Genomic DNA, 24,918 nt, shown 5'->3' on the forward strand with positions numbered 1-24,918 from the left:
CCTCAATCCTTTCGCCGGGGCGGGCAGCCGGTGCGGGACGGCCGGGGCGGCCGCCGGTGGGGTGCCGGGTCAGTCGATGTAGCCCAGAGCCTGGAGGCGGGCCGCCACCTGCTGCTCGTCGCTCGCGGTGTACGCCGGCTCCTGCGGGCGCGGCGCGTAGGGGGAGAAGGCGCGCAGTGCCGGGGCCACCTCGTGCGCGAACAGTTCCATGGACTCGATGCGGTGCCGGTCCGCCAGCTCGCCGAAGGTGAACTCGCCCAGCAGCGTGTCGAAATGGCCCTCCAGGGACGCGGCCCTGATCCGGTCGGCCACGGTCGCCGGCGAGCCGACGAAGACGAGGTTGTTCTCCAGCAGGAAGCGCAGGTCGCCGGAGCCCGCCAGGATGTCCGTCGTGCTGAGCCTGCTGGGTGGGGCGTGCTGATCGCGGGAACGGGACACCGAGCCGTACCGCAGCGTCTTGGTGAACGTCTCGGTGATGTGCGCGGCCGCCCGCTCCTCCGCCTCGGCGTCCGTCCGGGCCACGTGGACCAGCGTCCAGTAGCCGATGCGCGGGTCGCTCGCGTGGCCGTGGCCGCGCCACCAGTCGAGGTAGTGCCGGTAGACCAGCGCCATGGAGGCGCGCGGCACGATCATCGTGGAACTGGTGTGGGCACCGGCCTCGCTGAGATAGCGCAAGGTGTTGCGGTTGGTGGTGGGCACCCACATCGGCGGGTGCGGGCGCTGCACCGGCGGGAAGGACAGGGCGATGTCGCGCAGCCGGTGCGCGGGCCCGTCGAAGTCGAAGGCGCCCCGCGCGGCGAACGCGGCACGCAGCAGCTCCAGGGCCTCCCGGGTCAGGAGGTGACGGTTGTCGAAATCGGCGTCGAAGGGCAGGAAGGGGTCACGGCTGACGCCCGAGGCGAGCCCCACCTCCAGCCGCCCGCCCAGGAGCTGGTCCAGGGTCGCGACCTCCTCGACCAGGTGCAGCGGGTGGCGCAGCGGCGGCACCCACCCCATCGGGCCGACCCGGATGCGCTCGGTGCGCAGCGCGGCGCCCGTGCAGAAGACCGCGGGCGAGGGCATCCAGCTCTCGTGCGGCGTGCAGTGGTGCTCCACCGAGAACGCGTAGTCGAAGCCGAGCCGGTCGGCGTCCTCGACCTCGCGCCACAGCTCTTCGTAGCGCTCGCCCGGCGTGATACCGGGACGTCCCCAGACATGGGAGAAATAAGCGAATTTCATTGGCTTCCCCGGGTGGGCAGGACACGTGGACAACTGGACGTGCTGGGCGCCGCGTCGCTCTGCGGCCGGTGCAGGGGCGAGGGAGGGTCGACGCCGGCGGCCGAATAGATGTGGTCGATGCAGGAGGCCAGGATGGTCACTTCGGCCATCGACCCCTCGCCCAGGCCCGACACCGGGCCCTGCCCGTCGGCCGAGCCGCCGAGCCTGCGGGCGAGTTCGTCCACCTGCCGCCGGTACTCCACGCCCACGGGCTCGTCGGGCAGCGCGACGGTCTCCTCCACCCCCTGGCGCAGGACCACGAGGCTCGACTTCTGTAGCCGGTGGGGGCTGAAGCCGAAGGTGCCGCGCAGCGTCGCCACCCCCTCGGTGCCCTCCACGGTGATCGTGGTGACGTCCAGCGCCTGGTGGGAGGCCCAGCGTGTCTCCAGGGAGATGCCCACGTCGGTGTCGGTGACGAGGAAGCCGCGGGCGGTGTCCTCCACCGTCTCCCCGGGGCCTGGCCGCGCCGTGCCGGAGGAGCGCCGGCTCCAGTCGGCCGTGGCCTCGCCCCGGCTCATCCAGTCCGCGGACATCGTGCTCGCCGCCCGGACCACGCGCGGCCACCCCAGCAGGTGCAGGCCCACGTCCAGCAGGTGCCAGCCCAGGTCGAGCAGCGCGCCGCCCCCGGCGAGCCGGCGGTCGACGAACCACCCGGTGCGCTGCGGGATGCCGGTGGCCCGGATCCAGCTCAGCCCGACACTGCGCACGGTGCCCAGCGAGGGCAGCAGCTCCGCCAGGCGGCAGACATCGGTGCGGTGCCGGGCGGCGCTCCAGGCGTAGAGGGTGATGTCCCCGATGCTGTCGCCCCGCGCCTGGTGGTCCAGGGCGAGCGCCTGGGCCTCGAAGAGCGTGCGGCACACCGGCTTCTCGACGAACACCGGCACGTCCCGCTCCAGGAGGGCCTTGGCCACGGGGAGATGGAGGTGGTTGGGCAGGGCGATGATGGCCGCGTCCACGCTTCTGGGGGCGAGCTCCTCCGGTCTGCTCAGGACGCGGGTCCGCGCGCCCTCCGGCAGGGCCGACCTGGCCGCCACGGGGTCGTCGTCCACGAGGAAGTCGACCCGGAACGCCGGGTGTTCCGCCAGCAGCGGCAGCCACACCTTGCGCGAGACCCATCCCGCGCCCAGCACTGCCATCCGGAGGGGTTCGCGAGCTGTCGTCGGCGGTGTCACGACGGGTGCCTTCTCCGTGAAAGTCATCAGAAGCGGGCACCACCGTCGACGACGAGCGTATTGCCGTTGACGTACGAGGCCGACGGCGACAGCAGGAACGACACCGCCGCCGCGACCTCCTCCGGCTCACCGAGCCGCCCCGCCCCGATGAACTGCAGGACCAGATCGCGCTCGGCCTCCGAGAAGTCCATCACCTCGGCGCGGATCGCCCCGGGCGCGACGACGTTGACGGTGATGCCGTGCTTGCCGACCTCACCCGCCACCGACGCCGCCCACGGCTGGAGCGCCCCCTTGGTGGCGGCGTACGCGCTGTGGCCGGGCAGCCCGCTGGTCCCGGCCCGGGAGCCGAAGAGCACGATCCGCCCGTACCTGGCGCGCATCATCGGCTTCAGGCACGCCTTGGCGAGACCCACGGAACCGGCCAGGTTGACCCGCAGCAGCTTCTCCAGGCTCCGGGCGTCCGTGGCCATCGCGAGCCGGCGCGTACGCAAGCCCGCAGCAGCCACACAGCCGTCCACCCGCCCGAACCGTTCGACGGCCGCCGCCACCAGCGCGTCGGCGCCCTCGGGTTCGCTCAGGTCCGCCGCCACGGGCACGAGGATGCCGCCCTGGCCCTCCACCTGCTCCCGCAGCTTGCGGATCGCCTGCTCGCCGCTGTGGTAGCCGGCGACGACGGTGGCGCCGAGCGCGGCGAGCTCCAGCGCGCACGCGCCGCCTATCTGCCCGGACGCGCCCGAGACCACGACCACGCGGCCGCTCTGTCCCAGGCGCTCCGTGGCCCGGTCGGTGACGGTGCTCATGAACCGGCCTCCTTGGCGATGATCAGATGACAGGGGGACGCGTCCAGCGGCACGTGCCGTGCGACCTCCGCCCCCTCTTGCAGCAGCCCGGCGATCAGCTCGCCGGTGGTCGGCCACGCGGTCCCGCCGTGCGTGAGCCAGTCCAGGGCCAGTTCGCTCCCCGGCCCGGACGCCGGCAGGAAGACGTCGTCGACCAGCAGCCGCCCGCCCGGCCGCAGGGAGCCGAGCAGGGCACCGAGAGCGCTGCCCGGCCCCGGGCCGTGCACGGCGTTGGCGACCACGCAGAAGTCGGCGTAGCGGACGGGCAGTTCCGTCCCCACGGTCACCCTGCCCTCCTCGACCGCCGCGGCGACGGCCGAGGAGAGCGGCCCGCTCAGCCGGCCGACGGTGACCAGATGGCCGCTCGCCCCGGGGTCCGAGGCGAGCAGGCGTTCCAGATAGCGGCCCGGGCCCGCGGTCACCTCCACCACCCGGGCTCCCGGCCCGGGCCGCAGGAGCCGCAGGCCGAGCGCGGCCCGGGCCCGTGCGCCGGGGCCGTCCATCGCGCCCTGGTACAGGGCGACGAGCGGACCGAGGCTCTCGGGGGGACGCTCCTCGAAGGGACGCCGCGCCGTCCCGCTCCGGGCCACCGCGACGAGCTCCTCGCGCGTGACCAGCCCACGGGAGAGGTGCTCCTCCAGCGCCACGAACGCGGCCAGCTCCCCGGCCCGGACCCGGTCCCCGGGCTCTTGCGCCCCGGTGGTCAGCACCCCCAGGGCGGTGGCCGTGCGCAGCAGCCACTCCAGGGCATCCGCGTCGCACCCCAGCTCCCCGGCGAGGAGAGCCGTGCCGGCACCCTGGGCGAGTGCCTCCAGGGCGCCCAAGTCGTGCAGCGCGAAGAGCACTTCGGAGGCCTTGTACGCCCGGGCGGCCTCCGCCGCGCTCCGGGTGAGGCGGTAGACGGACGCCGCCCGCACCTTGCCCGCGGCGTTGACCGGCAGGCTCTCCCGCAGGACGAACTCGTCGGGCACCTTGTGCGGGGCCAGCTCCCGGCGGGCGTGCTCGCGCAGCGCCTCGGGGGTGAGCCCCGGCGCCGCCGCCGAGACCTCCGCGACGATCCCGTCCTCGCCCCGGTGCCGCCCCCGCCGGGCGCCCACCCGCACATTCACCACGTCCGGATGACCGCGCAGCACCTCCTCGATCTCCAGCGGGGAGACCCAGCGCCCGCCCCGGCGGATCGCCCGGTCCTCGCGTCCCAGGATGCGCAGGCCCCCGGGCACGGCCACGGCGAGATCGCCCATGGCGTACGGCCGGCCGTCGACCCGTACGCTCAGCAGCCCCGGGGTGCCGGCGGGCGGCACCACGCCCTCCGGGCCGGTCAGTTCGCACTCCACCCCCGGCAGGGGAGCACCGGCGCACAAGGGTTCCAGCCCCGCCGGTCCGGCGAGCACGGCGCCCGTCTCCGTGGAACCGTAGTTGCGGGCGAGACCGGTCCCGAACGCCTCGGTGAACGCGCGGTCCAGCTGCTCGTCCACCGGCCCCGCACCCACCATGGCCAGCCGGAGACCGGGAGCGGCGGGCGCCCGCCCGGCCGCTGCTCCCCGCAGCCGCCGGGTCGCCAGCAGCCGGGCCACACTGGGCACCAGGGCCACCACGGTCGCACCACCGGACAGCTCCGCGGCGATGCGGCCGAGGGCGGTCGGCGGTACGGGGCGCAGCGCGGCACCCGTCAGCAGTCCGCCGAACAGCCAGCCCAGCGCGTACGCGTGGGACAGCGGCACCGGCAGCAGCAGGGTGTCCTCTCCCGTCAGCCCGACCCCGTCGCGGTAGCGGCGGCCCTCCGCGAGCAGGCTCTCCTCGCTGCGGGCGACGAGCTTGCTCGCACCGGTCGACCCCGAGGTCGGGAGCAGCACGGCGGGCGGGGCGCCGGAGGGTTCTCCGGGCGAGCCGGTCAACGTCAGGCGGAGGCCGTCGCCGGTCCCGGGGACGACCAGGGACCTGCCGCCCCCGGCAGCCCGCAGCAGCCGCGCGGTCTCGGGGCCGGGGGTGTCGGGTTCGAGCAGCAGGGGCCTGGCGCCGGATGCCAGCAGGGCGAGGAAGGCGACGACCCACCGCGGGCTGTTGGGCGCGCGCAGGGCCACCGCCTCGCCCTCCACCGCCTCGGCCTTGAGCTGTGCCGCGGCCGTACGCACCTGCTCCAGCAGGGAGTTCACATCGGTCCCGGGCAGCGGTATCCGGCCGGACGGCAGCCGTTCCACCGCGCCCAGGAGGGTGTCCGCCTCGTGACCGGTCGCCTGTTCAGTCATGGCCGCCCTGGAGGTAGTCGGCCTTCGCGTCGCTGAGCATCTGCCGGATGCGGGGCGGGGAGTAGGTGGGAGCGGCGCACAGCTCGTCGAGGGTGATCTCGTCCTCGAAGTACATCGAGAGCGTGTCCCAGGGCGTGAAGCAGCCGTGGCACGCCTTGAGCCGGGGCTTGGGGGCGAGCAGGGCACGGTAGAGGCCGCTGGTGCCCACCGTGTCCAGCATCTCGCTCCAGTCGTCCTCCAGGGCGTTGCCCATGTCGGAGAACCAGATGTTGGGGCAGGGCGTGACGACGCCGTCGCTGAAGCTGGAGACGACCAGCCGCGGCAGATGGCAGCGGAAGGTGCGGCGGCCCTCGCGGTAGAAGCTCGTCAGCCGGTCGAAGTAGGGCCGCGGCGGGAGGACCCGCGCGAACTCGTCGTAGCGGTCGACGAGTTCCTGGATGTGGCCGAACTGCCCGGGCCGCACCTTGAAGTCCTCCGAGTCCGGGCCCCGCACCGGGAAGGGGAAGTAGACGGGAGGCCGGGAGAATCCCGACAGCCACTCGGCGAACGCGCAGACCTCCGTGACGCTCCGGTCGTTGAGCACTGAATAGATCTCCACCGGCAGCCCCGAGTCCAGGATCCGGGCGATGGCGGCGACGACCTTCTCGTGCAGGCTCCCGGACGGCACACGATGGCTGTTGCCGTGGTGGAGGTGGCTGTCGAGGGAGACCTGGAGCACGACGTTGCCCCACGAGCGGAACCGCTCCAGGTGCTCCTCGCGCACCAGGACACCGTTGGTCTGGATGACCAGCACGTCGTATTTACGGGCCTCCTGCTCCAGGAAGTCCATGATCCCCCGGACCAGGAAGATCTCGCCTCCGGTCACCTTGAGCAGCGGCAGGCCGAAGCGGTCCCGGATCCGGTCGGCGACCTTGTCCATGCGCTGCCCCAGCCCGCTGTCCTTGGCGTAGCTGTCGCGCCGCGGGGGCTCGAAGATCAGTTGAAGGGAGTGGCCCTCCTTGAGGTTGCTCTGTCCGGTGAGGCAGTAGGTGCAGCTGAGGTTGCAGGAGTCCTCGTTGATGACCAGGTCGTTGCCGATCAGCGGCAGGCGTCGCCTGGTGCCCGCGTCGGGGGTGGCTGTCGGCGGGTGGGTGCTACGGGACATGAGTGGCCTCTCTCGTGGTGGGGCTGCGCACGGCGTGGGTCACGGCCCCCTTTCCACGGGTGCCGGCCGGGCCTCGCCCCGGTCGTCCTGGCCGACGGGCACCCAGTGGCGGTCGGCGTGGCCGGGCCGGCCGGGCCCGCCGTGTGCGCGGGCGCGGGCGAGCAGGGCCTCGCGCAGGGCGGCCGCACCGCCGAAGTGGGCGCTCGCCTGGCTGGAGTAGTGACCGGCGGCGGTCAGCCAGCGGTCCACCGCCTCGGACGGCAGCCGTTCCGTGCGCGGCCGCAGGTTCGTGTGGTCACGTTCGCGCAGCCGGTAGGGGAAGTCCTCGTAGAAGACGGTACGGGCGGGGGACAGGGGCTCCACCGCGCCGCGGACCAGGCGGTGGTCGACGTGCCGGCCCGCCGCCAGGGGAACGTGGACGCTCGACGCCCCCGCGCACAGCGGCAGCAGAGCCGCCCGCACCTCCTCCAGCAGCGGGAGGTCGGCCGGGTGCCAGGGGCCGAAGAGCCGGCGCGGGGAAGCGTAGAGATAGGCGCCCGAGGCCGTACGCAGTGCCGCGTCGGTGAAGCCCAGCGGCACGTGGCGCACGCCCAGTTCGGCACATGCCGCCCGGTCCTCGGCCCGGCGCACCGCGGGATCGGCGGCGCTCCGCCACGACTCGGGCTTCCCGGCCGCGGGCCCGGCGAAGACCGTGACGACGGTCGGCCGCGGGCCCTCGGCGGCCCAGCGCGCCAGCCGCCCGCCCAGGGACCACACGGCGTCGTCCGCGTGCGGGGAGAGCACCACGGGACCGTACGGCGCGGTGGCCGGTGTGCCGCTCATCGCGCCGCGTCCCGTGCCGGTGCGGCCTCTTCGGCCAGGACGGCGCGCACATACGCCTCCGGCGTGCCGTCGGGCCCGAGCAGGGCCTCCAAGGCGCGTACCGACGGGTGCGGGTGGCCGGCGGAGAAGTGCGTGAGGTTGCGGTGGTGCTGCTCCCAGCGGCCGGGGCGGGCGTGGCTGAGGTGCACACCGAGGGCGTCGGGGGCGAGGGTCCTGCGCAGCCCGGCGGCGTGCAGGCGGAAGCCGAACTCCAGGTCCTCGCACCCCCAGGTGAGCCCGAACTCCTCGTCGAATCCGCCGGTATGCTCCCATGCGGCCTTGTCGAGGGCGGTGTTCGCGCCGATGAAGCCGAGCCAGGGGGCGACGTCCGGCAGGGAGCCGCCGGCCATGGCCTCCACGGCCCGCTCCAGGGCGTTGGCGACGAGCCGCCGGTGCGGTTGGCGCCGCTCGGAGGCGGCCGGGGCAGCGGGTTCGAGTCCGGCGCGGGCGCGGCGGACCTCGGTCGGGGCGGCCTTCTCGACAGCGGCGAGGAACCGCGCCGCGGTGGGGAGTTCGCGCAGCCGGCCGTGGGTGAAGGCGTCCGGTTCCGCGGCCGCGGCGTGTGCGGCGAGGAAGCCGGGCCCCACCAGGACGTCGTCGTCGAGGAAGACCAGCCGGGGCGCGAGGGCCGCGGCCGCCCCGGCGTTCCGGGCGGCGGCCCGCCCCCGCAGCGGTCCCCGCACCACGCGCAGCGGGAGAAGGCCGCTCATCTCGCCTGTCACGGCGATCAGTTGATCACCAGCGTCGCCCCCGTCGTTGTCGTCGACGACGACCACTTCGAAGGGCGGCGTTCCCGGGGAGGGGCCGGCAAGGCATGCGAGGGTCGCGCGCAGGCGTGCCGCGGGCCCCCGGCTGGGGACGACGACGCTCAGCCGGGGGGCGGTGGTGCCGTTGGGGGCCCGCATCGGGTCAGAGCGCGCCGACGAGGCCGGAGAAGACCTCCGCCAGCCGGTCCAGCGTGGTCACGTCGGCGAGCAGGACGCGATGGTGCAGCCAGAGGCAGTCGCTGCCGATCTCCTCCGCCACGGGACAGCTCTTGGCCAGCTCCTCGGCGTCCGCCGGCGCCGGGCCGCGCGCGAAACCCTCGGTGCGGTAGACCGGCGGGAAGCCGACGAACGCGGGCACTCCCCGCTCGACCAGCGCGTCCACCAGCGCGAGGCGGCGCCGGGCCGAGATGCCGGGCAGCCGGACCATGGCCATGTAGTGGGAGTGGAGGTCGCCGCGCTCGTCGCGCCCCTGCGGCACCACGCCGTCGATGGCGGCCAGTGCCGTACGCAGCTGGGCCCAGCGCTCCTCCCTGATGCGCAACTGATCCTTCAAGCGCTTCAGTTGAGCACGCAGGACGCTCGCGGAGAACTCGTTCATGCGGTAGTTGGAGCCCTGCGTCAGATGGCGGTAGACGCGGTCCCCGGGCGGGCGGCCGCAGCAGTGCTGGAGGAACGCCTCGTGGAAGGACTCGTCGTCCGGCAGGAGCAGGGCGCCGCCCTCGCCGGCGGTCATCAGCTTGCCGTTCTGGAAGCTGAAGGCGGCGATCGAGCCGAGCTCCCCGACCCGGCGGCCCTGCCACTGCGCGCCGTGGGCGTGCGCGGCGTCCTGGAGGACCGGCACGCCCGTCGCGACGGAGAGCTTCTCCAGGGCGTCCATGTCGGCGAACTGGCCCGCCATGTGGACCGGCATGATCGCTTTGGTGCGTGGCGTCACCAGCGCCGCCGCCGCGTCGGCATCGAGGCAGTAGGTGTCGGGCCGTACGTCCGCCGGCACCGGCACCGCGCCCATGCGCTGCACGGCCAGCGACGACGAGATGAAGGTGAACGCGGGGACGATGACCTCGTCACCGGGGCCGATCCCCATGACCCCCAGGGCGAGTTCCAGGGCGTGGGTGCCGTTCGTCGTGGCGATCGCGTGCGGGGCGCCGTGGTGGTCGGCGAACTCCCGCTCGAAGAGATCGACCTCCTGCCCCGCGTCGCGCCACCACCCCTTCTGGTCCAGGGCCCGCAGGAGTCCGGCGCGCTCCTCCGCGCCGTGTTGCGGCCATGAGGGAAAGGACAGGACGTCATCACCGGACGTAGGTGTCATTGAGCAGCCTTTCGGTCCTGCGGGTGCGGCGGCACGGTCGACTTCGGGGCGCTGTACGGCGGGAGGGCGGGTGTCGAGGCCTTTGCCTTCGGTGGCCGTGGCTTCACGGCCCGGTTCCGTTGTGTTCGCCCCGCGTCGGGAAGGGTGGTGCGTGACCCGACGGGAAACGCCGTTCCTCGGGGGCGGCGGGAAATCCGGCCCGCGGTGTGAGGGGTGGCCGGAGCGGGCATGTGATCCGGCCCCCGGTCGTGGGCCGGATCACATGCCAGACACGAGCCTCCATAGGGCAGTTGCCGGAGTCAACACCCTTGCCGGGAAGGTCTGCCCCGACCGCCGGTTGGCGGTGGATTCTCGTCAGCAGGGTGGTTGAGCAGTGAAACTGCCTTATTCCCAAGGGAATTGATCCAGTTCAGGGGCTGCTCGGCGGGCCTGTCGGCAACGTTATCCGGCGTCGAAGTGGCTCAAACCGCACGGCTGGAGGGAGCGGGAAGCGTCGCGTATGGTGGGCGCGACACCGTCCTGGTATGTGCTGTGTGCATGGTTCATTGAGCCGAATCCCACTCAGGCCCTCGGATCCGGGCGCCATACGATCACCGTTGTCCGGTCTGTGGACGCACCGGTGAGGGGCTGTTACAGTCCTCGGATCATCGATGAGCGGCGGCAGTTTCTGCCTGCAATCGTGATGAGTTCTCAGAGCTGGAGGCAATTTCGTGCCACCCTCTCCCCGCGCCCTCGTCATCGGAATCGACGGAGGCACATTCGATACGGTCGACCCGCTGATCGAGTGCGGTCTGCTGCCCCATATGGCGAAGTTGCTGCGCGAGAGCGCCAGTGCCGCCACGGACTGCACCTGGCCCGCCCACACGGCGCCGGGGTGGAGCACGTTCGTCTCCGCCAGCGATCCCGGCGGTCACGGGATCTATCAGTTCTACGACACCCAGGACCCGGCCTACGGGGCCCGCGTCACGCGCTCCGGCGACCTGGGCCGGTCCTGCGCCTGGGACTGGCTCGCCGCGCAGGAATATTCGCTGGGCCTCATCAACATCCCGATGTCGCACCCGCCGGCCGACCTCCCCGGCTATCAGGTCACCTGGCCGCTGGAGCGGACACTCAAGCACTGCCGCCCGGATTCCCTGCTGCGCGAACTCGCCGCGGCCAAGGCCCATTTCCAGTCGGACCTCGCGACCATGTTCCGGGGCGACATGGCCTATCTGGAGGAGGCCGAGCGCAATGTGGCGGCGCGGGTCCGCTCCGTACGGCACCTGATGACCACCCGGCCCACCGATGTCGTGATGGTCGTGCTCACCGAGGCCGACCGGGTCGGCCACCACTACTGGCACTACGGCGACCCCGGTCACCCGGGCCACCGGCCCGCCCCGGAGGGCAGCGGCTGGGACGTCGCCATGCCCCGGATCTACCAGGCCATCGACCACGCGGTGGGCGAGCTCCTGGAGCTCGTGGACGAGGACACCTCCGTCGTGCTCGTCTCCGACCACGGCCTGGGCACCGGGCGCCACGGCCTGTCGGTGCACACCCTCCTGGAGGAGGCCGGGCTGCTGGCCACCGCACCGGGGGAGGAGCCGCAGGACGCGGCGGCGAGCTGGTTCGCGGGCAACGGCCGGCACGTCGACTTCCGCCGCACCAGCGTCTACATGCCCGTCCCCGGCAGCTACGGCCTCAACATCAACGTACGCGGACGCCAGCAGCGCGGCACCGTCGCACCCCGCGACCGCGAACGCGTCATGGACGAGGTCACGGGCCTGCTCTCCGGGCTGGCCGGCCCCGAGGGACAGCAGGTCTTCCGGGCCGTCCGCCCGCGCGAAGAGGCGTACCCAGGGCCGCACACCGGCCGGGCACCCGACCTCCTCCTCGTCCCGCGGGACGAGACCGTCCTGCCCGTCCCCGACCTCGGCGGTGACGTGTGGCGGCCGAGCGCGCAGACCGGCCTGCACCGCTACCGCGGCCTGTGGGCGCACCGCTCGCCCCGCGTCCGCCCCGGCCGCCTGCCCGGCACCGTCGCGCTCACCGACACCCTGCCCACCCTGCTCACCGACCTTGGGGCCGCATGGCCCAGCGACATCCACGGCCGCCCCGTGACCGCCGTCCTCGACGACGGCGTACGCGTCCCGCCCTCCGACCCCCGGGTCGAGGCCACCGGTACCCCGGCCACCACGATCCCGGCCGCCGCTTCGGCCGCTGATGCCGCCGAGGACGCGTACACCAGCGACCGCTTGCGCGAAATGGGCTACCTGTAAGCACCGCCGGGCCGTACCGGCGCTTGTCCCCACCGGAGTCCCGCCGCTCGCGGCGGCGTGGAGGAGAGAGGTATTTCTGCCATGGAGACCCTGACGACCGACAAGATCAAGGACCGGCTGCGCAAGGTGCTCGTCGATTCCCTCGAACTGTCCCTGGACCCCTCGGCCGTACCCGACGAGGGACTCGTGGAGAAGCTGGGCCTGGACTCGATCAACACCATCGAATTCCTCATCTGGGTCGAGAGCGAATTCGGCATAGAGATCGCCGACGAGGACCTGTCGATCAAGCTCATCGACAGTCTCGACCTCCTCGCCGGCTATGTGTCCGAGCGCGTGAACGGCGTCACCGCACCCGCCGAATGACGGCCGTGCGCGCGCTCGCCTCCGGGCCCACTCCCCGCAGCGGAAGGACGTGAGCACGATGGACCGGCACGCCCTGGTGATCGGGCTCGACGGCATGCCGAGGACCCTGCTGACCCGCCTGGCCGGCGACGGGACCATGCCGCACACCGCGGCGCTGCTCGCCGAGGGCCACTGCGCGGAACTGCTGGCACCCGTACCGGAGATCAGCTCCACCTCCTGGGCCACCTTCCTCACCGGCACCAACCCGGGCCGGCACGGCATCTACGGCTTCACCGACCTCGCCCCCGGCGACGGCTACCGCATCACCTTCCCCGGTGTGCGGCAGCTGCGCGAACCCCCGCTGTGGGAACTCGCCGCCCGCGCCGGCCGCAGGACCGTGTGCCTGAACGTGCCGGGCACCTACCCCGCCCCCGCCATCGACGGCGTGCTGGTCTCCGGCTTCGTCGCGCCCGAACTGGAGCGCGCCGTCAGCCCGCCACGGCTGCTGCCGCTGCTGCGCGGCCTCGACTACGAACTCGACGTCGAGGTCGGCGACGTCGCCGCCGACCCGGCCGCCTTCCTCGGGCGGGCCGTCCGGGCCCTGCGCGCCCGCACCCGGGCGATGGAACACCTGCTGCGCCAGGAGACCTGGGACCTCGCGGTCGCCGTGCTCACCGAGACCGACCGCGTCCACCACTTCCTGTGGCGCGCGGTCGCCGACCCCGCCGACCCCCTCCACGGGGACGTCCTCGCCTTCTACCGCCTCGTGGACGACTGCGTCGCCACCCTGGTGAGCACCCTCCCACCGGGCGGCGAACTCTTCCTGATGAGCGACCACGGCTTCGGACCCGCCGCCTGTCAGGTCTATCTGAACGCGTGGCTCAGGGAGTCCGGCTGGCTGGCCGGGCTCGACGTCTGTCCGGACCTCACCGCGGTCGACGCTCGCAGCACCGCCTTCGCGCTCGACCCCGCCCGCATCCACCTCAACCGCAAGAGCCGCTTCCCCGGCGGCGGCCTGACCGACGCGGAGGCGGACGAGGCCGCCCACGAGATCGCGCGCGAGCTGTCCGCCCTGCGCTGCGACGGCACCCGCCTGGGCCCCGACGTCGACGGACCCCTGCTCGTCCGCGACCTCTACCGCGCTCAGGAGATCTACCACGGCCCGCTGTTGGGCAACGCCCCCGACCTGGTGGCCGTACCGGCCCCCGGGGTGCAGCTGCGCGGCGGCTGGGGCGGCACGCACACCGTACGCAACGACATCCTCACCGGCACCCACACCCGCGACGACGCGGTCTTCTACCGGCGCGGCGCGCCCGCGCCCGCCCCCGGGGCGGACGACGGCCCCCTCGACATGACGGACGTCGCCCCGACCGTCCTCGCCTCCCTGGGCATCCACCCCGGCGGGCTCGACGGCGCGGCCGTACTCGGCACCACGGGACCCGCGTCCGGTCACGGCCGCACGGACCCCCCTCTCGACATCAGGGAGCTCTGATGAAGCACGACCTCGGTCTGGCACCATCGGCACCCAAACCGGGAACACTCGACCTGAGCCTGGACCCACGCATCACGGACCCCGCCTCCTTCCGGGTCAGTTTCCTGATCCTCCTCGACGGCGACCTCGTGATGTCCCCCGAACACCTCGGCGTCGCCTACATGGCCGGTGTGCTGCGCCATACGGGCTTCACCGCGGAGATCCGGGAGGTGGAGCACGGCGACGACCAGGCGGCCGCCACCGTCGAGGCGCTCAAGGAGTACCGGCCCGACCTCGTCTGCTTCACCCTGATGAGCCTGAACCTGGGCAGCTGTCTGACCCTGTGCCGGATGCTGCGGGAGGAGCTGCCGGGGACGACGATCGCCTGCGGCGGCCCAGCCGGGACCTTCGCGGGCCTGGACGTCCTGCGGAACAACCCCTGGACCGACGTCGTCGCCGTGGGGGAGGGCGAGCCCACCATCCTCGACCTCGTCCAACGGCTCTACCTCAAGGAGCCGTTGTCCGCCTGCAAGGGGATCTGCTACCGCGACGAGGACGGCACACCGCGCCAGAACCCCGCCCGCCCCCTGATCCACAACCTGGAGGACCTCCCCTTCCCCGCCCGGGACCAGCTGCGCCAGCACGGCGACAAGCTGGAGTACGTCCGGGTCAGCACCAGCCGGGGCTGCGTCGCCAACTGCGCCTTCTGCTCCGCCCCGCACCTGAAGAACCGCGTCCAGGCGGGCAAGGCGTGGCGCGGCCGCGGGCCGGAACAGATCGTGGACGAGGTCGCCGAGATCGTCGAACGCCACCAGTTCCGGACCTTCGACTTCGTCGACTCCACCTTCGAGGACCCCGACGGCGGCCGGGTCGGCAAGAAACGGGTCGCCGCCATCGCGAACGGCATCCTGGAGCGCGGCCTCGACATCTACTACAACGTCTGCATGCGGGCCGAGAACTGGCACGACACCCCCGAGGACCACGCCCTGCTCGACCTGCTGGTCGCCTCGGGCCTGGAGAAGGTCAACGTCGGCATCGAGGCCGGCACCGCCGAGGAACTGCTCCTCTGGGAGAAGCGCGCCACCGTCGAGGACAACGTCACCATCATCAGGATGCTGCGGGAACACGGCATCTATCTCGCCATGGGATTCATTCCCTTCCACCCCTACGCGACCCTGGAGACCATCGTCACCAACGCGGCCTTCCTGCGCGACAATTCCGGCCACAACCTCCGGCGCATGACCGAACGCCTGGAGATCTACCCCGGAACGGCCATCGTCAGCCGCATGCGGGCCGACGGACTCCTCGGCGAGAGCTATCTCGAAGGGCTCGACCCCTACGGCTACGCATTCAAGGATCCCCGCGTCGGACGGCTCGCCAAGCATTTCGCCCAGCTCTACAACAACGACGACTACCACCGGCACGGCGTCATCACCGAGCAGTCCTCCGTCTTCGCCTTCGAGACCTACAACGTCGTACTCCAGACCTTCATCTCCCGGCTGCACCGCCGGTTCACCACCCTGCCGGGGGTGGACGAGGTGATGGAGGCATTCAAGGCCCGGGTGCACGAGATCCGCCAGGAGATGGGCCGGCACAACTACGGCTTCTTCATGTCCAATGTCGAGGCGGTCATGAACGACACCCTCGACCCGGAGAAGCAGCGCCGGCAGGTGGTGGACGTCGAGCACTTCTTCCGCGACCGCCTCGATGTGTTGCGCAGCGAGCAATTGCGCGTCGGCAAGGCCCTCACCCGGCTCGGCGCCCGGGTGACGGAGGTCAGCTCGACCATTCCCAAGGAGCGCCCCGGCGGACTGCCGCGCCAGTACACGGGAGAGGGCAGCGGTGCCACGTGGTGAGACGGGAACCGCCGCGGCGCGGGTGGCGGTCTGCACGCTGAGCAGCAGGGAACTGGTCGGCCCGCTGGCCCGGTTGCCCGGTGTGGCGGCCGCGGGCACGCTGATGACCGCCAACCTGGGCATCGAGCAGGTGATCAAGGCCCTGCGGTGCGACCGGACGGTCCGCGGCCTGCTCGTGTGCGGCCGCGACTCACCCCGCTTCCGCGCCGGCCAGAGCCTGATCGCCCTCTTCCGCCACGGCCTGCGCCCCGAGGACGGGCACATCCGGGGAGCCACCGGCTATCTCCCCGTCCTGAGGTCGGTGACGGCGCGGGAGACCGAGGAGGTACGCGCCCGCGTCGAGCTGGTGGACGCCCGTGGCGAGCGCGACGTCGAGACGCTGCGCGCCGAGGTCGCGGCACTCCTCGCCCGCGTACGGCGCACCCCGGCCCTCCCCTCCCGCGAGCACGACGGCGGCCAACCCAGCTTCGTGGAGCCGGACTTCGGACGGCTGCATCCTGTCGGCCGCCGCCGCTCCCTGGACGCGGGCATCGGCGGGTTCGTGCTCATCAGCGTCGACCGTGAGCACCGGCGGATCCTGCTGCGCCACTACACCTCCGATGTGCGGCCCCGGCACGAGATGTGGGGCACCCGCGGGGAGGCGATGCTGCTCGGGCTGCTGGAGGCCGGCGTCATCGAGGACCCCGCCCACGCCGGATACCTCGGCGCCGAACTGGCCAAGGCCGAGACGGCGCTGCGGCTCGGCCTGCACTACGAACAGGACCTGCCCCTGCGCCCGCCGGGCAGGCCGCCCGGCCCTGTGCGGCGCCGGACCGCGAAGGAGCGAACGACCATGGCGCAAGCACCCGCGCTGGAGGACTTCCTGCGTCTCGTGACGAGGACGCTGGGGGCCGAGGACGCCGTCCTGGACCTCCACACGCCGCTCGGCGAGCAACTGGCGGTGGACTCCGCCCGGCTCATCGAACTCACCGTCGTCCTGGAGGAGGAGCTCGGCGCGGACCTCCCCGACGACGCCGACCTCGCCAGGGCCACCCCCGCGGAACTCCACAAAGCACTCGTGGGCTGAGGAGGAGACCGACATGCGCAGCGTGCTGTTGCTCAACGGACCCAACCTGGGGACGCTCGGCAAGCGGCAACCGGAGATCTACGGAACCGACACCCTGGCCGAGATCGAGGCCGCCGTGGCCGAGGAGGTGGGCGCGCGCGGCTGGGAGGTGGTCTCCGAACAGCGCAACGGCGAGGGGGAACTGGTCGATGTGCTCCAGCGCCACGACGACGTGGTGGGCGCCGTGGTCAACCCCGGCGCCCTGATGATCGCCGGCTGGTCACTGCGCGACGCGCTCGCCGACTTCGCCCCGCCCTGGGTGGAGGTGCACCTGAGCAACGTGTGGGGACGCGAGGCATTCCGGCACACCTCCGTCACCGCCCCGCTGGCCTCCGGCGTCGTGATGGGGATGGGGGCGCTGGGCTACCGGCTGGCAGCGCGCGCCCTCACCCGGCTGGTCCCCGAGGACTGACGGTGACCCGGCCCGGCCCGTACGCACCTCCAGATGGGACCGGCCCGCCCGGCAGGGACGCCACCTCGGCGCCCGGCCCGTACGCACGCTCAGGCGGGCCACACCCGCAGCTCCTCCTTGATCACCTGAGCGCCGGCCCGGTCGCACGCCCCGGGCAGCGGGCAGGCCGCCGGGAGGATCCGCACGGTGAACGGCCCCTCGGTCAGGCCGCGCCAGGCGGGGACCACGGCGCGACCGCGGTCCACCTCCGCGGACACCAAGGCCGTGACCGGACAGGGAAATTGACCGGAGACCTCCCCGCCCACCCCTTCGCCGGGCCCGCGGCTGCCGAGCCACAGCAGCACATGCACCGGCGGGCGCGCGGCCCGCTCGGCGGCCCGCAGCGCCGCGCCCAGCCCGGCACCGGCACAGAACAGCGCCCACGGCCCGCCGTCCCCGGCCGCCTCCGCGATCGCCTCGACGCCGTGCTCCACCACCAGTTCGGGGGCGAGCGCCTGCCGCCAGCCCTCCGCGTCCGGCCCGTCCGTCACGGCGACCAGCCGGACCACCGGCACCACCACGCCCCCGGCGTTCCCCTCAGCCGTACGCGACATCCCCAGACCCTCTCTTCCGTACCGTCCCACCCGCCCTCGCTCTCCCGCCCGGCGCCGCTACGGCAGGCCGTCGGTCATCCCGAGGGAGAAGTAGTTCTCGTACCCCAGCAGCCGGCGCAGTTCGGGCGTCGCGCGGATGGCGACGTCCTCCCGCAGACCCGAGAAGAAGTTCTGCTGCTGCCGGACGTAGCCGCGGCAGTAGTAGTTGAGGATGCCGTGCCGCGGCCGGTCGGTGGTGTTGGCGCCCGTCTGGTGCCACAGGCGCCCGTCGAAGACCATCACGCTCCCGGCCGGCGCGCACACGGCGACCGTCTCGGTGTTCCCCTCGCCCCGGTCGTAGTCCGGCTGCCGGCCCAGCAGATGGGAGCCGGGCACCAGGCGGGTCGCGCCGTTGTCCTCGGTGAAGTCGTCCAGCATCCACATGCTGTTGGCCACCAGCGGATACGGGGGCCACGGCGGGCGGGCGAAGGTCTGGTCCGCGTGCAGATGCATCCGGGAACCGCCGGGGCCCGCGATATTGGCGTGCGTGCTGGAGAGCAGGAAGCCGAAGCCCAGGATCTCCTCCATCAGGAGCATGACGGTGGGATCCTGCACGTTCTGCTCGAATTCCTCGCCCTTGTTCAGCAGGCTGAAGACGCGTTGGTTGCCGCCGTCGTAGAGAAAGGCCGAGCCGTTCTCACGCTCCTGCTCGGCGACCTCCAGCAGCCGCCCTCTGAGCTTTTCGAAGACCGCGGCCGGCAAGGGGCACTCGATCAGGCAGTATCCGGCTTCGACCAGATCCCGGGAGGCTTTCTCGACGTCATTCGTCAAAGTCGCATCCATATGGCGAGGCTAGCAGCCGAAATCTCGGCCGCACCATAGCGCGAAAACGCCGGTCCATGATTTTTTCACGTGCGGGAAGGACGGATTTTCCATGGCACACTCACCGCGGCGGCCGGACGGCCCCCTCCGCATCGGGGTCTGGCTGGCCCCCCAGCACACCTCGGTGGCCGAACTGCGCGCCGCCTGGCGCGCGGCCGACTCCCTGGGCGTGGACTCGCTGTGGCTGTGGGACCACTTCTTCCCGCTCACCGGGGACCCCGACGGCAGCCACTTCGAGGCCTGGACCCTGCTGGCGGCCATGGCCGCCGACACCCGCGCCGCCCGCCTGGGCACCCTGGTGTCCAACTACGCCTACCGCAACCCCGACCTCCTGGCCGACATGGCCCGCACGGTCGACCACATCGGCGACGGCCGCCTGATCCTCGGCATGGGCGCCGGCTGGGTCGAACGCGACCTGAAGGAGTACGGCTACCCCACGCCCGGCGCGGGGGAGCGGGTGGACGGGCTCATCGAGGCGGTGGAGCGCGTCGACCGCAGACTCGGCCGGCTGCGCCCCGGGCCGCTCGGCGACCTCCCCCTGCTCATCGGCGGGGACGGGCAGCGGCGCCTGCTGCGCTTCGCCGCCGAACGGGCCGCCATCTGGAACACCATGGCCTGGCGCTTCGCCGAGGGCAACCGCGTGCTGGACGAGTGGTGCGCGCGGGTCGGCCGCGACCCGGCGGAGATCGAACGCAGCGCCTTCGTCACCCGCGACCAGACCGACGAGGAGCTGCGCTGCCTGGTGGCGACGGGCGTCCAGCACCTGATCTTCCAGGTCGGGCACCCCTTCCGCTTCGACGGCGTGGAGCGGGCCCTGCGCTTCGCGGGCGGCTGGAGCAAGGGGTAAGGCCAGGGCCCGGACGCGCCCCGCGTCGCCACTAGAGCAACGCGTCCGCCAGCCGGTCCACTTGGGACAGCGCCGCCGCCGTGGGGTGGAGGACGACCTCGTCCACCCCGCCGTCGGCGAGCGCCGAGACCGCCGCGCGGAGCTGCCCCGCGGTGCGCGGGGTCTTCGCCACGAACTCCTCCGCCTCCTCGCCCAGCACCGCGAAGTAGTCCCGGACGAAGGCCGCCGACTCCTGGGCCACGTCCTCGCCCAGGGTGTAGCGCGCCAGCGCCACCACGTGCGGCGCCCCGGCGCGTCCCGCCTCGCTCCAGGCGCGGCGCACCCGTTCCGCGACCGGCACGATCCGCTCCGGCTCCAGGCCGGGCGCCGTCCAGCCGTCGGCCCAGCGCGCCACGCGGCGCACGGCCGCCGAGCTGACTCCGCCGACGAGGACCGGCACACCGGGGCCCTCCGCGCCCGGCCGGGCGCCCCGGCCCAGCAGCTCCAGCTGCTCCTCGAACGCCGCGCGCCGGTCGTCGAAGGCGCGGCCGGCGGCCTCGAAGTCGTCCTCGCGCACGCCGGGCCCGACCCCCAGGGTGAACCGCCCGCCCGACAGCGAGTCCAGACTCGCGACCGCCTTCGCCAGCACCGGCGCGGTGCGCAGCGGGCCGATCAGGACATTGGTGAGCAGCCCGATCCGGGAGGTCGCCCCGGCCGCCGCCGCCAGCGCCAGCAGCGGATCGTGGCCCGGATACACCAGGCGCTCGGTGGCCGCGAGCGAGGCGAATCCCCGCTCCTCGGCCCGCCGCGCCCAATCGGTTATCAGGCGCCCGTCCGCGCCGGGCACGGTGTTCGGCAGAGCAATGCTGATCTTCATTGGTCTCCCCGGGGGTTCGCAGGATTTCCGGTCGAATGTGACAGGGGATTCCGGCACGGCCGGCGTGATTGCGGCAGGAGTTCACCAGCGGCCCGGCGCGGAGAAATGCGGCGGCATTTCCACGGCCCCCTGTCGGACCGCCGGACCGCCGTGTACGTTTTTCGGAAAGCAACGTCGTACGGTGCGCACAGCGAGAGGAATCCGCGATGCCCGCTGCCGGAAAAGTCGCCGTGATAGGACTCGACTCCGCGACTCCGCAGTACATGTTCGACCGGTTCGCCGAGGACATGCCGGTGTTCACCGCCCTCAGGCGCAAGTCCCTGTGGGGTCCGATGCGCAGCATCGACCCGCCCATCACCATGCCCGCCTGGTCCTGCATGATGTCCGGCCGCTCGCCCGGCGAACTCGGCGTCTACGGATTCCGCGACCGCGGCGCCTACGACTACGGGCCGTTGAAGTTCGCCACCTCCCACAGCATCCAAGCCCCCCGGATCTGGGACGAGATGACGGCCGCCGGGCGCTCCAGCGTGGTCCTGGGCGTCCCCGGCACCTATCCTCCCGCCCCCATCCGCGGGGCCATGGTCTCCTGCTTCCTGGCTCCCTCCACACAGTCGCGCTACACCTCCCCGCCCGGCCTCGCCGACGAGCTGGAGAAGCTCACCGGCGGCTACGCCCTGGACGTGGAGGACTTCCGCTCCACCGACCTGGAACGCGTATCCCAGCGCGTCTTCGACATGAGCGAGCAGCGCTTCGAGGTCGCGCGCCACCTGGCGACCACCCAGGAGTGGGACTTCCTCTCCTTCGTGGACATGGGCCCCGACCGCCTCCACCACGGCTTCTGGAAATACTGCGACCCCGACCACCCGCGCCACGAGCCGGGCAACGCCTACGCCGGTCTCTTCCGCGACTACTACCGCGCCCTCGACCGGCACCTCGGCCGCTTCCTGGAGAGCCTGCCCGAGAACACGACCGTCCTGGTCGTCTCCGACCACGGCGCCCAGCCGATGGTGGGCGGGCTCTTCGTCAACGAGTGGCTGCGCAAGGAGGGTTACCTCGTCCTGACCGAGGAGCCCGCCGGACCCACCCCCGTCGCCCAGGCCGCCGTCGACTGGAAGCGGACCACCGCCTGGGCCGAAGGCGGCTACTACGGACGGATCTTCCTCAACGTCGAGGGCCGGGAGCCGCAGGGCACCATCCCGGCCGCGGAGTACGAGAGCACCCGCGACCTCATCGCCTCCGCCCTGGAAGCGCTGCCCGACGACCAGGGGCAGCCGATGGGCACCCGCGCCCTGCGCCCCGGCGAGCTCTACGGAGAGGTCAACGGCATCGCCCCCGACCTCCTGGTCTACGTCGGCAACCTGCGCTGGCGGGCCCTGGCCACCCTCGGCATGGGCAAGGGCCTCTACACGACGGAGAACGACACCGGCCCCGACCACGCCAACCACGGGGACACCGGCATCTTCGCCCTCAGCGCCCCCGGCATCACCCCCGGCCGCGCGGACGGCCTGTCGCTGTACGACGTGGCCCCCACCCTGCGGGAACTGCTGGGTCTCGCGCCGCAGGGCTCCCGCGGCTCCCTCCTCGGCTGACATCACCCGCCCAGCAGCGCGTAGGGAGTGGGCGGCGCCGGCACCCCGCCCGCTCCCGCACCGCCACCGTGCACCACGTGCTTGTGGCGGTAGGCGTCCAGCTCGTTGGTGAGCCGGTCCCAGACGGCGGAGCGGGGCCCGGCCGTGCCGGGCAGCTCCAGGTCGACCAGCCGGTAGTCGTTGATCCATACCCGGTCCGCGCGCAGCCGCTCGGCCACCGCGCGGGCCCGCGCGGGATCGGCGGACCACACCCCGGCGCTGAGCCGGTAGCGGGAGCCGTTGGCGATGCGCACCGCGTCGTCGTCGGACCCGGCCCGGACGACCGCGAGCACCGGGCCGAAGATCTCCTCCTGCGCGACGGCGTCGTCCGCGCCGACCGACGCCAGCACCGTGGGCAGGAAATACGCCCCGGCGTCCAGCCCGGGCGGCAGCTCGTCCGCCGCGGGCGCCCGGCCGCCGCACACGAGCTCCGCGCCCTGGGAGAGCCCGAGTTCGGTGAAGCGCCTGGCCGTACGCGCCTGGTTGCGCGAGACCAGCGGCCCCAGGTCGGTGGCCGGGTCCAGCGGATCACCGACGCGCAGCCGGCCCACCCGTTCGCTCAGCAGCCGCAGGAAGTCGTCGTGGACGTCGGCGTGCACCACCGCGCGGGTACCGGCCATGCACACCTGCCCGTTGTGCAGGAACGCTCCCCACGTGACGCCGGTGACCGCCCGGTCCAGATCGGCGTCCGCGAGCACGATGTTGGGGGACTTGCCCCCCAGGTCCAGCCGGGCGCTCGTCCCCGCCGCGGCGGCACCCTCCCGTACGGCGGCCCCGGTCTCGTCCGAGCCGGTGAACGCCACCAGGTCGACGCCGGGCGAGCGCACCAGCTGCTCCCCGGCGACCCCGCCCGGCCCCGTGACCACGTTGACCACGCCCGGCGGCAGGCCGCACTCGTGGAGCAGCTCCACCAGTCGCAGCGTGGAGAGCGAGGCGAACGAAGCCGGTTTGATCACACAGGTGTTGCCCGCGGCGATGGCGGGCGCGATGCGCCAGGCCGCCAGCAGCAGCGGCAGATTCCACGGCACGATCGCGGCGACGACCCCCACCGGCCGCCACACGACGTAGGAACCCGAACCGGGCGCCTCCGGCTGCCGTTCGGGCACGTGCTCCGCCCACCACGCGCTCCACTCGAAGGCTGCCGCGGCCCCCGGCACATCGGCCCCGAGAGCCTTGCGCAGCGTCGAGCCGTTGTCGCGGGCCTCCAACTCGGCCAGCGGCTCCGCTTCTTCACGCAAGCGCTGTGCGGCCTTGCGCAGCAGGCCCGCCCGCTCGCCCGGCGCCATCCGCGGCCACGGGCCCTCGTCGAAGGCCCGCCGGGCGGCGGACACCGCCCGGCGGACGTCCTCCGCGCCGCCGCTGGGAAGGTCGGCCAGGTGGCGCCGCGTGGCCGGCTCGAAGGTGCGCAGGACGGCGCCGTCGTGGGCCTGCACGGCCTGCCCGTCGATGTACATCGGGAACCGCTCGACCGCTCTGTCCACCCGGTCCATCGCCTTCACCTTCTCCTTCTGCTGACCCGTGGGGATGCGCCCGGCCGGGCCCGCCCGCGGCCGCGGCCGTACCGGAACACCCGCCCCGGAGCGGCCGCGCCCGCGGTCAGGCCGGCAGGGGCGGGATGTTGGGGTTGAACCGGAAGACGTTGCCCGGGTCGTACTGCGACTTCAGGGCCTGGAGCCGCGCGTAGTCCTCCGGCGTGTAGGCGCTGCGGGTCGTCTCCCTCGATGTGTTGTGACCCGCGAGGAAGTTCAGGCACACCCCGGGCGTCGTCCACGGCCGCATGCTGTCGACGAACTCCTGCTGCGCCGCGTCCACGGCCGCCAGGGTGTCCGGGTCGACCAGCGAGCCCACGTAGGCGTTGAACACCGCCTCCGGGAAGTGGCCCACCGCGCTCGGGTGCCGGGGCGGCCGGGCGAGGGCGCCGCCCAGGTGCCGCAGCTCCACCCCGAACAGCGCGTCCGTGCCCGGCCCCGCGAGCCTGAGGATCTCGTCGACGGCGATCTCGTCCAGCTGCCCGAACATGACCGTTTTGCTGTGACTCGACACCGGGGCCGGCGGATCGTTGTGGATGATCCCGGCCCGCGTGTACGGGAGCGTGTCCACCGTATCCATGACGACCGTGCCGGCGGCCCGGAGCTCGGCGAACCGGCGCTCACCCTCCTCGGGGTCTCCCAGCCAGGCCAGCCGGATGTGGGTGACGAACCGGCCGCGCAGCGGTCCGGGCACCCCCTCGGCATCGGGATACGCGGCCAGGAACACCGACGACGCCATGTCCTCGGGCATCCGGGGCGCCCACTGGAGATAGGTGTTCAGCACGGCGCGCGTGGAGCCGGCGTCGAAGAACAGCCCTCCGCCGTACACCTGGGTGACGGGGAACAGCCCGACCTCGACGGAGGTGACGATGCCGAGGTTCCCCCTGCTGCCGCGCACGCCCCAGAAGAGATCGGGGTGTTCCTCGGCGGAGACCTGGAGAAACCGCCCGTCGGCCGTCACCAGGTCGAGCGAGACGACATGGTCGCCGGCGAACCCGTACTTCCGCGACAGAAGCCCGAGCCCGCCGCCGAGGAGGTAGGAGACCGCGCCGACGAACGGCGCCGAGCCGCTCAGCGGTGCAAGACCGTGCGCCGCCGCCTCGTGGATCACCTGCTCCCAGCGCACGCCCGCCTCGATCCGGGCGGTCCGGGCCCGCGGGTCGACCCTGACGCCGGTCATCCGCCGGGTGCTGATGAGGACGTCGGTGGCCGCCGAGGACTTCCCGTGACCGGTGGCCTGGACGGCGATCCCAAGGCCCCGGGCCCCGGCGAAGCGCACGGCGGCGATGACATCCGCGGCACCGGTGGCGACGACGACGAGGGCGGGGCGGTGTTCCACGGACAGTTCGAAGCCGGAGCGCTCCTCGTCGTACCCCTCATCCCCGGGCAGGAGGACGGATCCGGCGACCTGCGCCGCGAGCTCTTCGGCGGCCGCGGCGCCGAGGGCCGCGGACGTGTCCGTCACGGAGTGGCTGGCTGGTTTCACCGAGGAACCTTTCTGGCTGGAGCTTCGAGAAGCGCGCCGCGCGTGCGCGGGCAGCGCCGCGGGGCTCGCCGGCCCTTGGAAC

Annotated in this window: 21 protein-coding genes; 8 read left to right on the forward strand and 13 right to left on the reverse strand. The window is 72.9% G+C overall.

Annotated features, from left to right (window positions below; genetic code table 11):
- Positions 1-69: 69 nt before the first annotated feature.
- The 8 genes from ACFY1P_RS07525 to ACFY1P_RS07560 are packed head-to-tail and all read right to left on the reverse strand — an operon-like array spanning position 70 to position 9,595.
- Positions 70-1,218 (reverse strand): LLM class flavin-dependent oxidoreductase, encoded by a 1,149-nt coding sequence (locus ACFY1P_RS07525; RefSeq protein ID WP_361521756.1) that lies wholly within the window; start codon positions 1,216-1,218, stop codon positions 70-72.
- On the reverse strand, positions 1,215-2,456 hold the full coding sequence (locus ACFY1P_RS07530; RefSeq protein WP_361521753.1) for a Gfo/Idh/MocA family oxidoreductase: 1,242 nt from the start codon (positions 2,454-2,456) through the stop codon (positions 1,215-1,217). Before ACFY1P_RS07530 ends, ACFY1P_RS07525 begins: the two co-directional genes overlap by 4 nt.
- A complete protein-coding gene (locus ACFY1P_RS07535) occupies positions 2,456-3,229 on the reverse strand; it encodes an SDR family NAD(P)-dependent oxidoreductase (protein ID WP_390750038.1) in 774 nt (257 codons plus the stop codon). The genes ACFY1P_RS07530 and ACFY1P_RS07535 overlap by 1 nt, the downstream gene beginning before the upstream one ends.
- Entirely contained in the window at positions 3,226-5,514 is a 2,289-nt protein-coding gene (locus ACFY1P_RS07540; protein ID WP_390750039.1) for an AMP-binding protein, read from the reverse strand. Before ACFY1P_RS07540 ends, ACFY1P_RS07535 begins: the two co-directional genes overlap by 4 nt.
- Positions 5,507-6,658: a radical SAM protein gene (locus tag ACFY1P_RS07545; protein ID WP_361521744.1), complete on the reverse strand. Its 1,152-nt coding sequence runs from the start codon at positions 6,656-6,658 to the stop codon at positions 5,507-5,509. Before ACFY1P_RS07545 ends, ACFY1P_RS07540 begins: the two co-directional genes overlap by 8 nt.
- A 39-nt stretch (positions 6,659-6,697) precedes the next feature.
- The gene (locus ACFY1P_RS07550) at positions 6,698-7,480 is read right to left on the reverse strand and encodes a PIG-L family deacetylase (RefSeq protein WP_361521741.1); all 783 of its coding nucleotides are present in this window, start codon (positions 7,478-7,480) and stop codon (positions 6,698-6,700) included.
- Positions 7,477-8,424 carry a glycosyltransferase gene (locus tag ACFY1P_RS07555; RefSeq protein ID WP_390750040.1) on the reverse strand — a complete coding sequence of 316 codons (948 nt, stop codon included), beginning with the start codon at positions 8,422-8,424 and terminating at the stop codon, positions 7,477-7,479. Before ACFY1P_RS07555 ends, ACFY1P_RS07550 begins: the two co-directional genes overlap by 4 nt.
- 4 nt (positions 8,425-8,428) lie before the next feature.
- Positions 8,429-9,595 carry an aminotransferase class I/II-fold pyridoxal phosphate-dependent enzyme gene (locus ACFY1P_RS07560; protein ID WP_361521736.1) on the reverse strand — a complete coding sequence of 389 codons (1,167 nt, stop codon included), beginning with the start codon at positions 9,593-9,595 and terminating at the stop codon, positions 8,429-8,431.
- A 710-nt stretch (positions 9,596-10,305) separates the two neighbouring features.
- Between ACFY1P_RS07560 and ACFY1P_RS07565 the strand changes: the two genes are divergently transcribed.
- From ACFY1P_RS07565 to ACFY1P_RS07590, 6 genes are all read left to right on the forward strand, one after another.
- On the forward strand, positions 10,306-11,850 hold the full coding sequence (locus ACFY1P_RS07565; protein ID WP_390750041.1) for an alkaline phosphatase family protein: 1,545 nt from the start codon (positions 10,306-10,308) through the stop codon (positions 11,848-11,850).
- Positions 11,851-11,931: 81 nt separating this feature from the next.
- On the forward strand, positions 11,932-12,213 hold the full coding sequence (locus ACFY1P_RS07570; RefSeq protein ID WP_361521730.1) for a phosphopantetheine-binding protein: 282 nt from the start codon (positions 11,932-11,934) through the stop codon (positions 12,211-12,213).
- A 58-nt stretch (positions 12,214-12,271) separates the two neighbouring features.
- Positions 12,272-13,684 (forward strand): alkaline phosphatase family protein, encoded by a 1,413-nt coding sequence (locus ACFY1P_RS07575; RefSeq protein ID WP_361521821.1) that lies wholly within the window; start codon positions 12,272-12,274, stop codon positions 13,682-13,684.
- The gene (locus ACFY1P_RS07580) at positions 13,684-15,519 is read left to right on the forward strand and encodes a B12-binding domain-containing radical SAM protein (RefSeq protein ID WP_361521727.1); all 1,836 of its coding nucleotides are present in this window, start codon (positions 13,684-13,686) and stop codon (positions 15,517-15,519) included. Before ACFY1P_RS07575 ends, ACFY1P_RS07580 begins: the two co-directional genes overlap by 1 nt.
- Positions 15,506-16,585, forward strand: a complete 1,080-nt coding sequence (locus ACFY1P_RS07585) for a phosphopantetheine-binding protein (protein WP_361521724.1) — start codon at positions 15,506-15,508, stop codon at positions 16,583-16,585. Before ACFY1P_RS07580 ends, ACFY1P_RS07585 begins: the two co-directional genes overlap by 14 nt.
- 13 nt (positions 16,586-16,598) lie before the next feature.
- Entirely contained in the window at positions 16,599-17,036 is a 438-nt protein-coding gene (locus ACFY1P_RS07590) for a type II 3-dehydroquinate dehydratase (RefSeq protein ID WP_361521721.1), read from the forward strand.
- A gap of 89 nt (positions 17,037-17,125) precedes the next feature.
- On the opposite strand, the gene ACFY1P_RS07595 is transcribed toward ACFY1P_RS07590, so the two are convergent.
- Complete coding sequence (locus ACFY1P_RS07595; protein ID WP_361521718.1) at positions 17,126-17,629, reverse strand: hypothetical protein; 504 nt, start codon at positions 17,627-17,629, stop codon at positions 17,126-17,128.
- Between the two features lie 57 nt (positions 17,630-17,686).
- The gene (locus ACFY1P_RS07600; RefSeq protein ID WP_390750042.1) at positions 17,687-18,451 is read right to left on the reverse strand and encodes a phytanoyl-CoA dioxygenase family protein; all 765 of its coding nucleotides are present in this window, start codon (positions 18,449-18,451) and stop codon (positions 17,687-17,689) included.
- Positions 18,452-18,542: 91 nt separating this feature from the next.
- On the opposite strand from ACFY1P_RS07600, the gene ACFY1P_RS07605 reads away from it, so the two are divergent.
- Positions 18,543-19,337, forward strand: coding sequence for an LLM class F420-dependent oxidoreductase (locus tag ACFY1P_RS07605; protein ID WP_361521713.1), 795 nt, complete (start codon positions 18,543-18,545; stop codon positions 19,335-19,337).
- 31 nt (positions 19,338-19,368) lie between these two features.
- On the opposite strand, the gene ACFY1P_RS07610 is transcribed toward ACFY1P_RS07605, so the two are convergent.
- Entirely contained in the window at positions 19,369-20,193 is an 825-nt protein-coding gene (locus ACFY1P_RS07610; protein ID WP_390750043.1) for an LLM class flavin-dependent oxidoreductase, read from the reverse strand.
- A 206-nt stretch (positions 20,194-20,399) separates the two neighbouring features.
- Between ACFY1P_RS07610 and ACFY1P_RS07615 the strand changes: the two genes are divergently transcribed.
- Positions 20,400-21,782, forward strand: coding sequence for an alkaline phosphatase family protein (locus ACFY1P_RS07615; protein ID WP_390750044.1), 1,383 nt, complete (start codon positions 20,400-20,402; stop codon positions 21,780-21,782).
- Between the two features lie 2 nt (positions 21,783-21,784).
- Here ACFY1P_RS07615 and ACFY1P_RS07620 read toward each other — a convergent pair whose 3' ends face one another.
- Both ACFY1P_RS07620 and ACFY1P_RS07625 read right to left on the reverse strand, forming a co-directional pair.
- Positions 21,785-23,311 (reverse strand): aldehyde dehydrogenase family protein, encoded by a 1,527-nt coding sequence (locus ACFY1P_RS07620; RefSeq protein ID WP_390750045.1) that lies wholly within the window; start codon positions 23,309-23,311, stop codon positions 21,785-21,787.
- A 106-nt stretch (positions 23,312-23,417) separates the two neighbouring features.
- Positions 23,418-24,836, reverse strand: coding sequence for an FAD-binding oxidoreductase (locus tag ACFY1P_RS07625; RefSeq protein WP_390750046.1), 1,419 nt, complete (start codon positions 24,834-24,836; stop codon positions 23,418-23,420).
- Between the last annotated feature and the right edge of the window lie 82 nt (positions 24,837-24,918).

The organism is Streptomyces sp. NPDC001407 (genome assembly GCF_042895325.1).
In the GTDB taxonomy this organism is placed as follows: Bacteria; Actinomycetota; Actinomycetes; order Streptomycetales; family Streptomycetaceae; genus Streptomyces.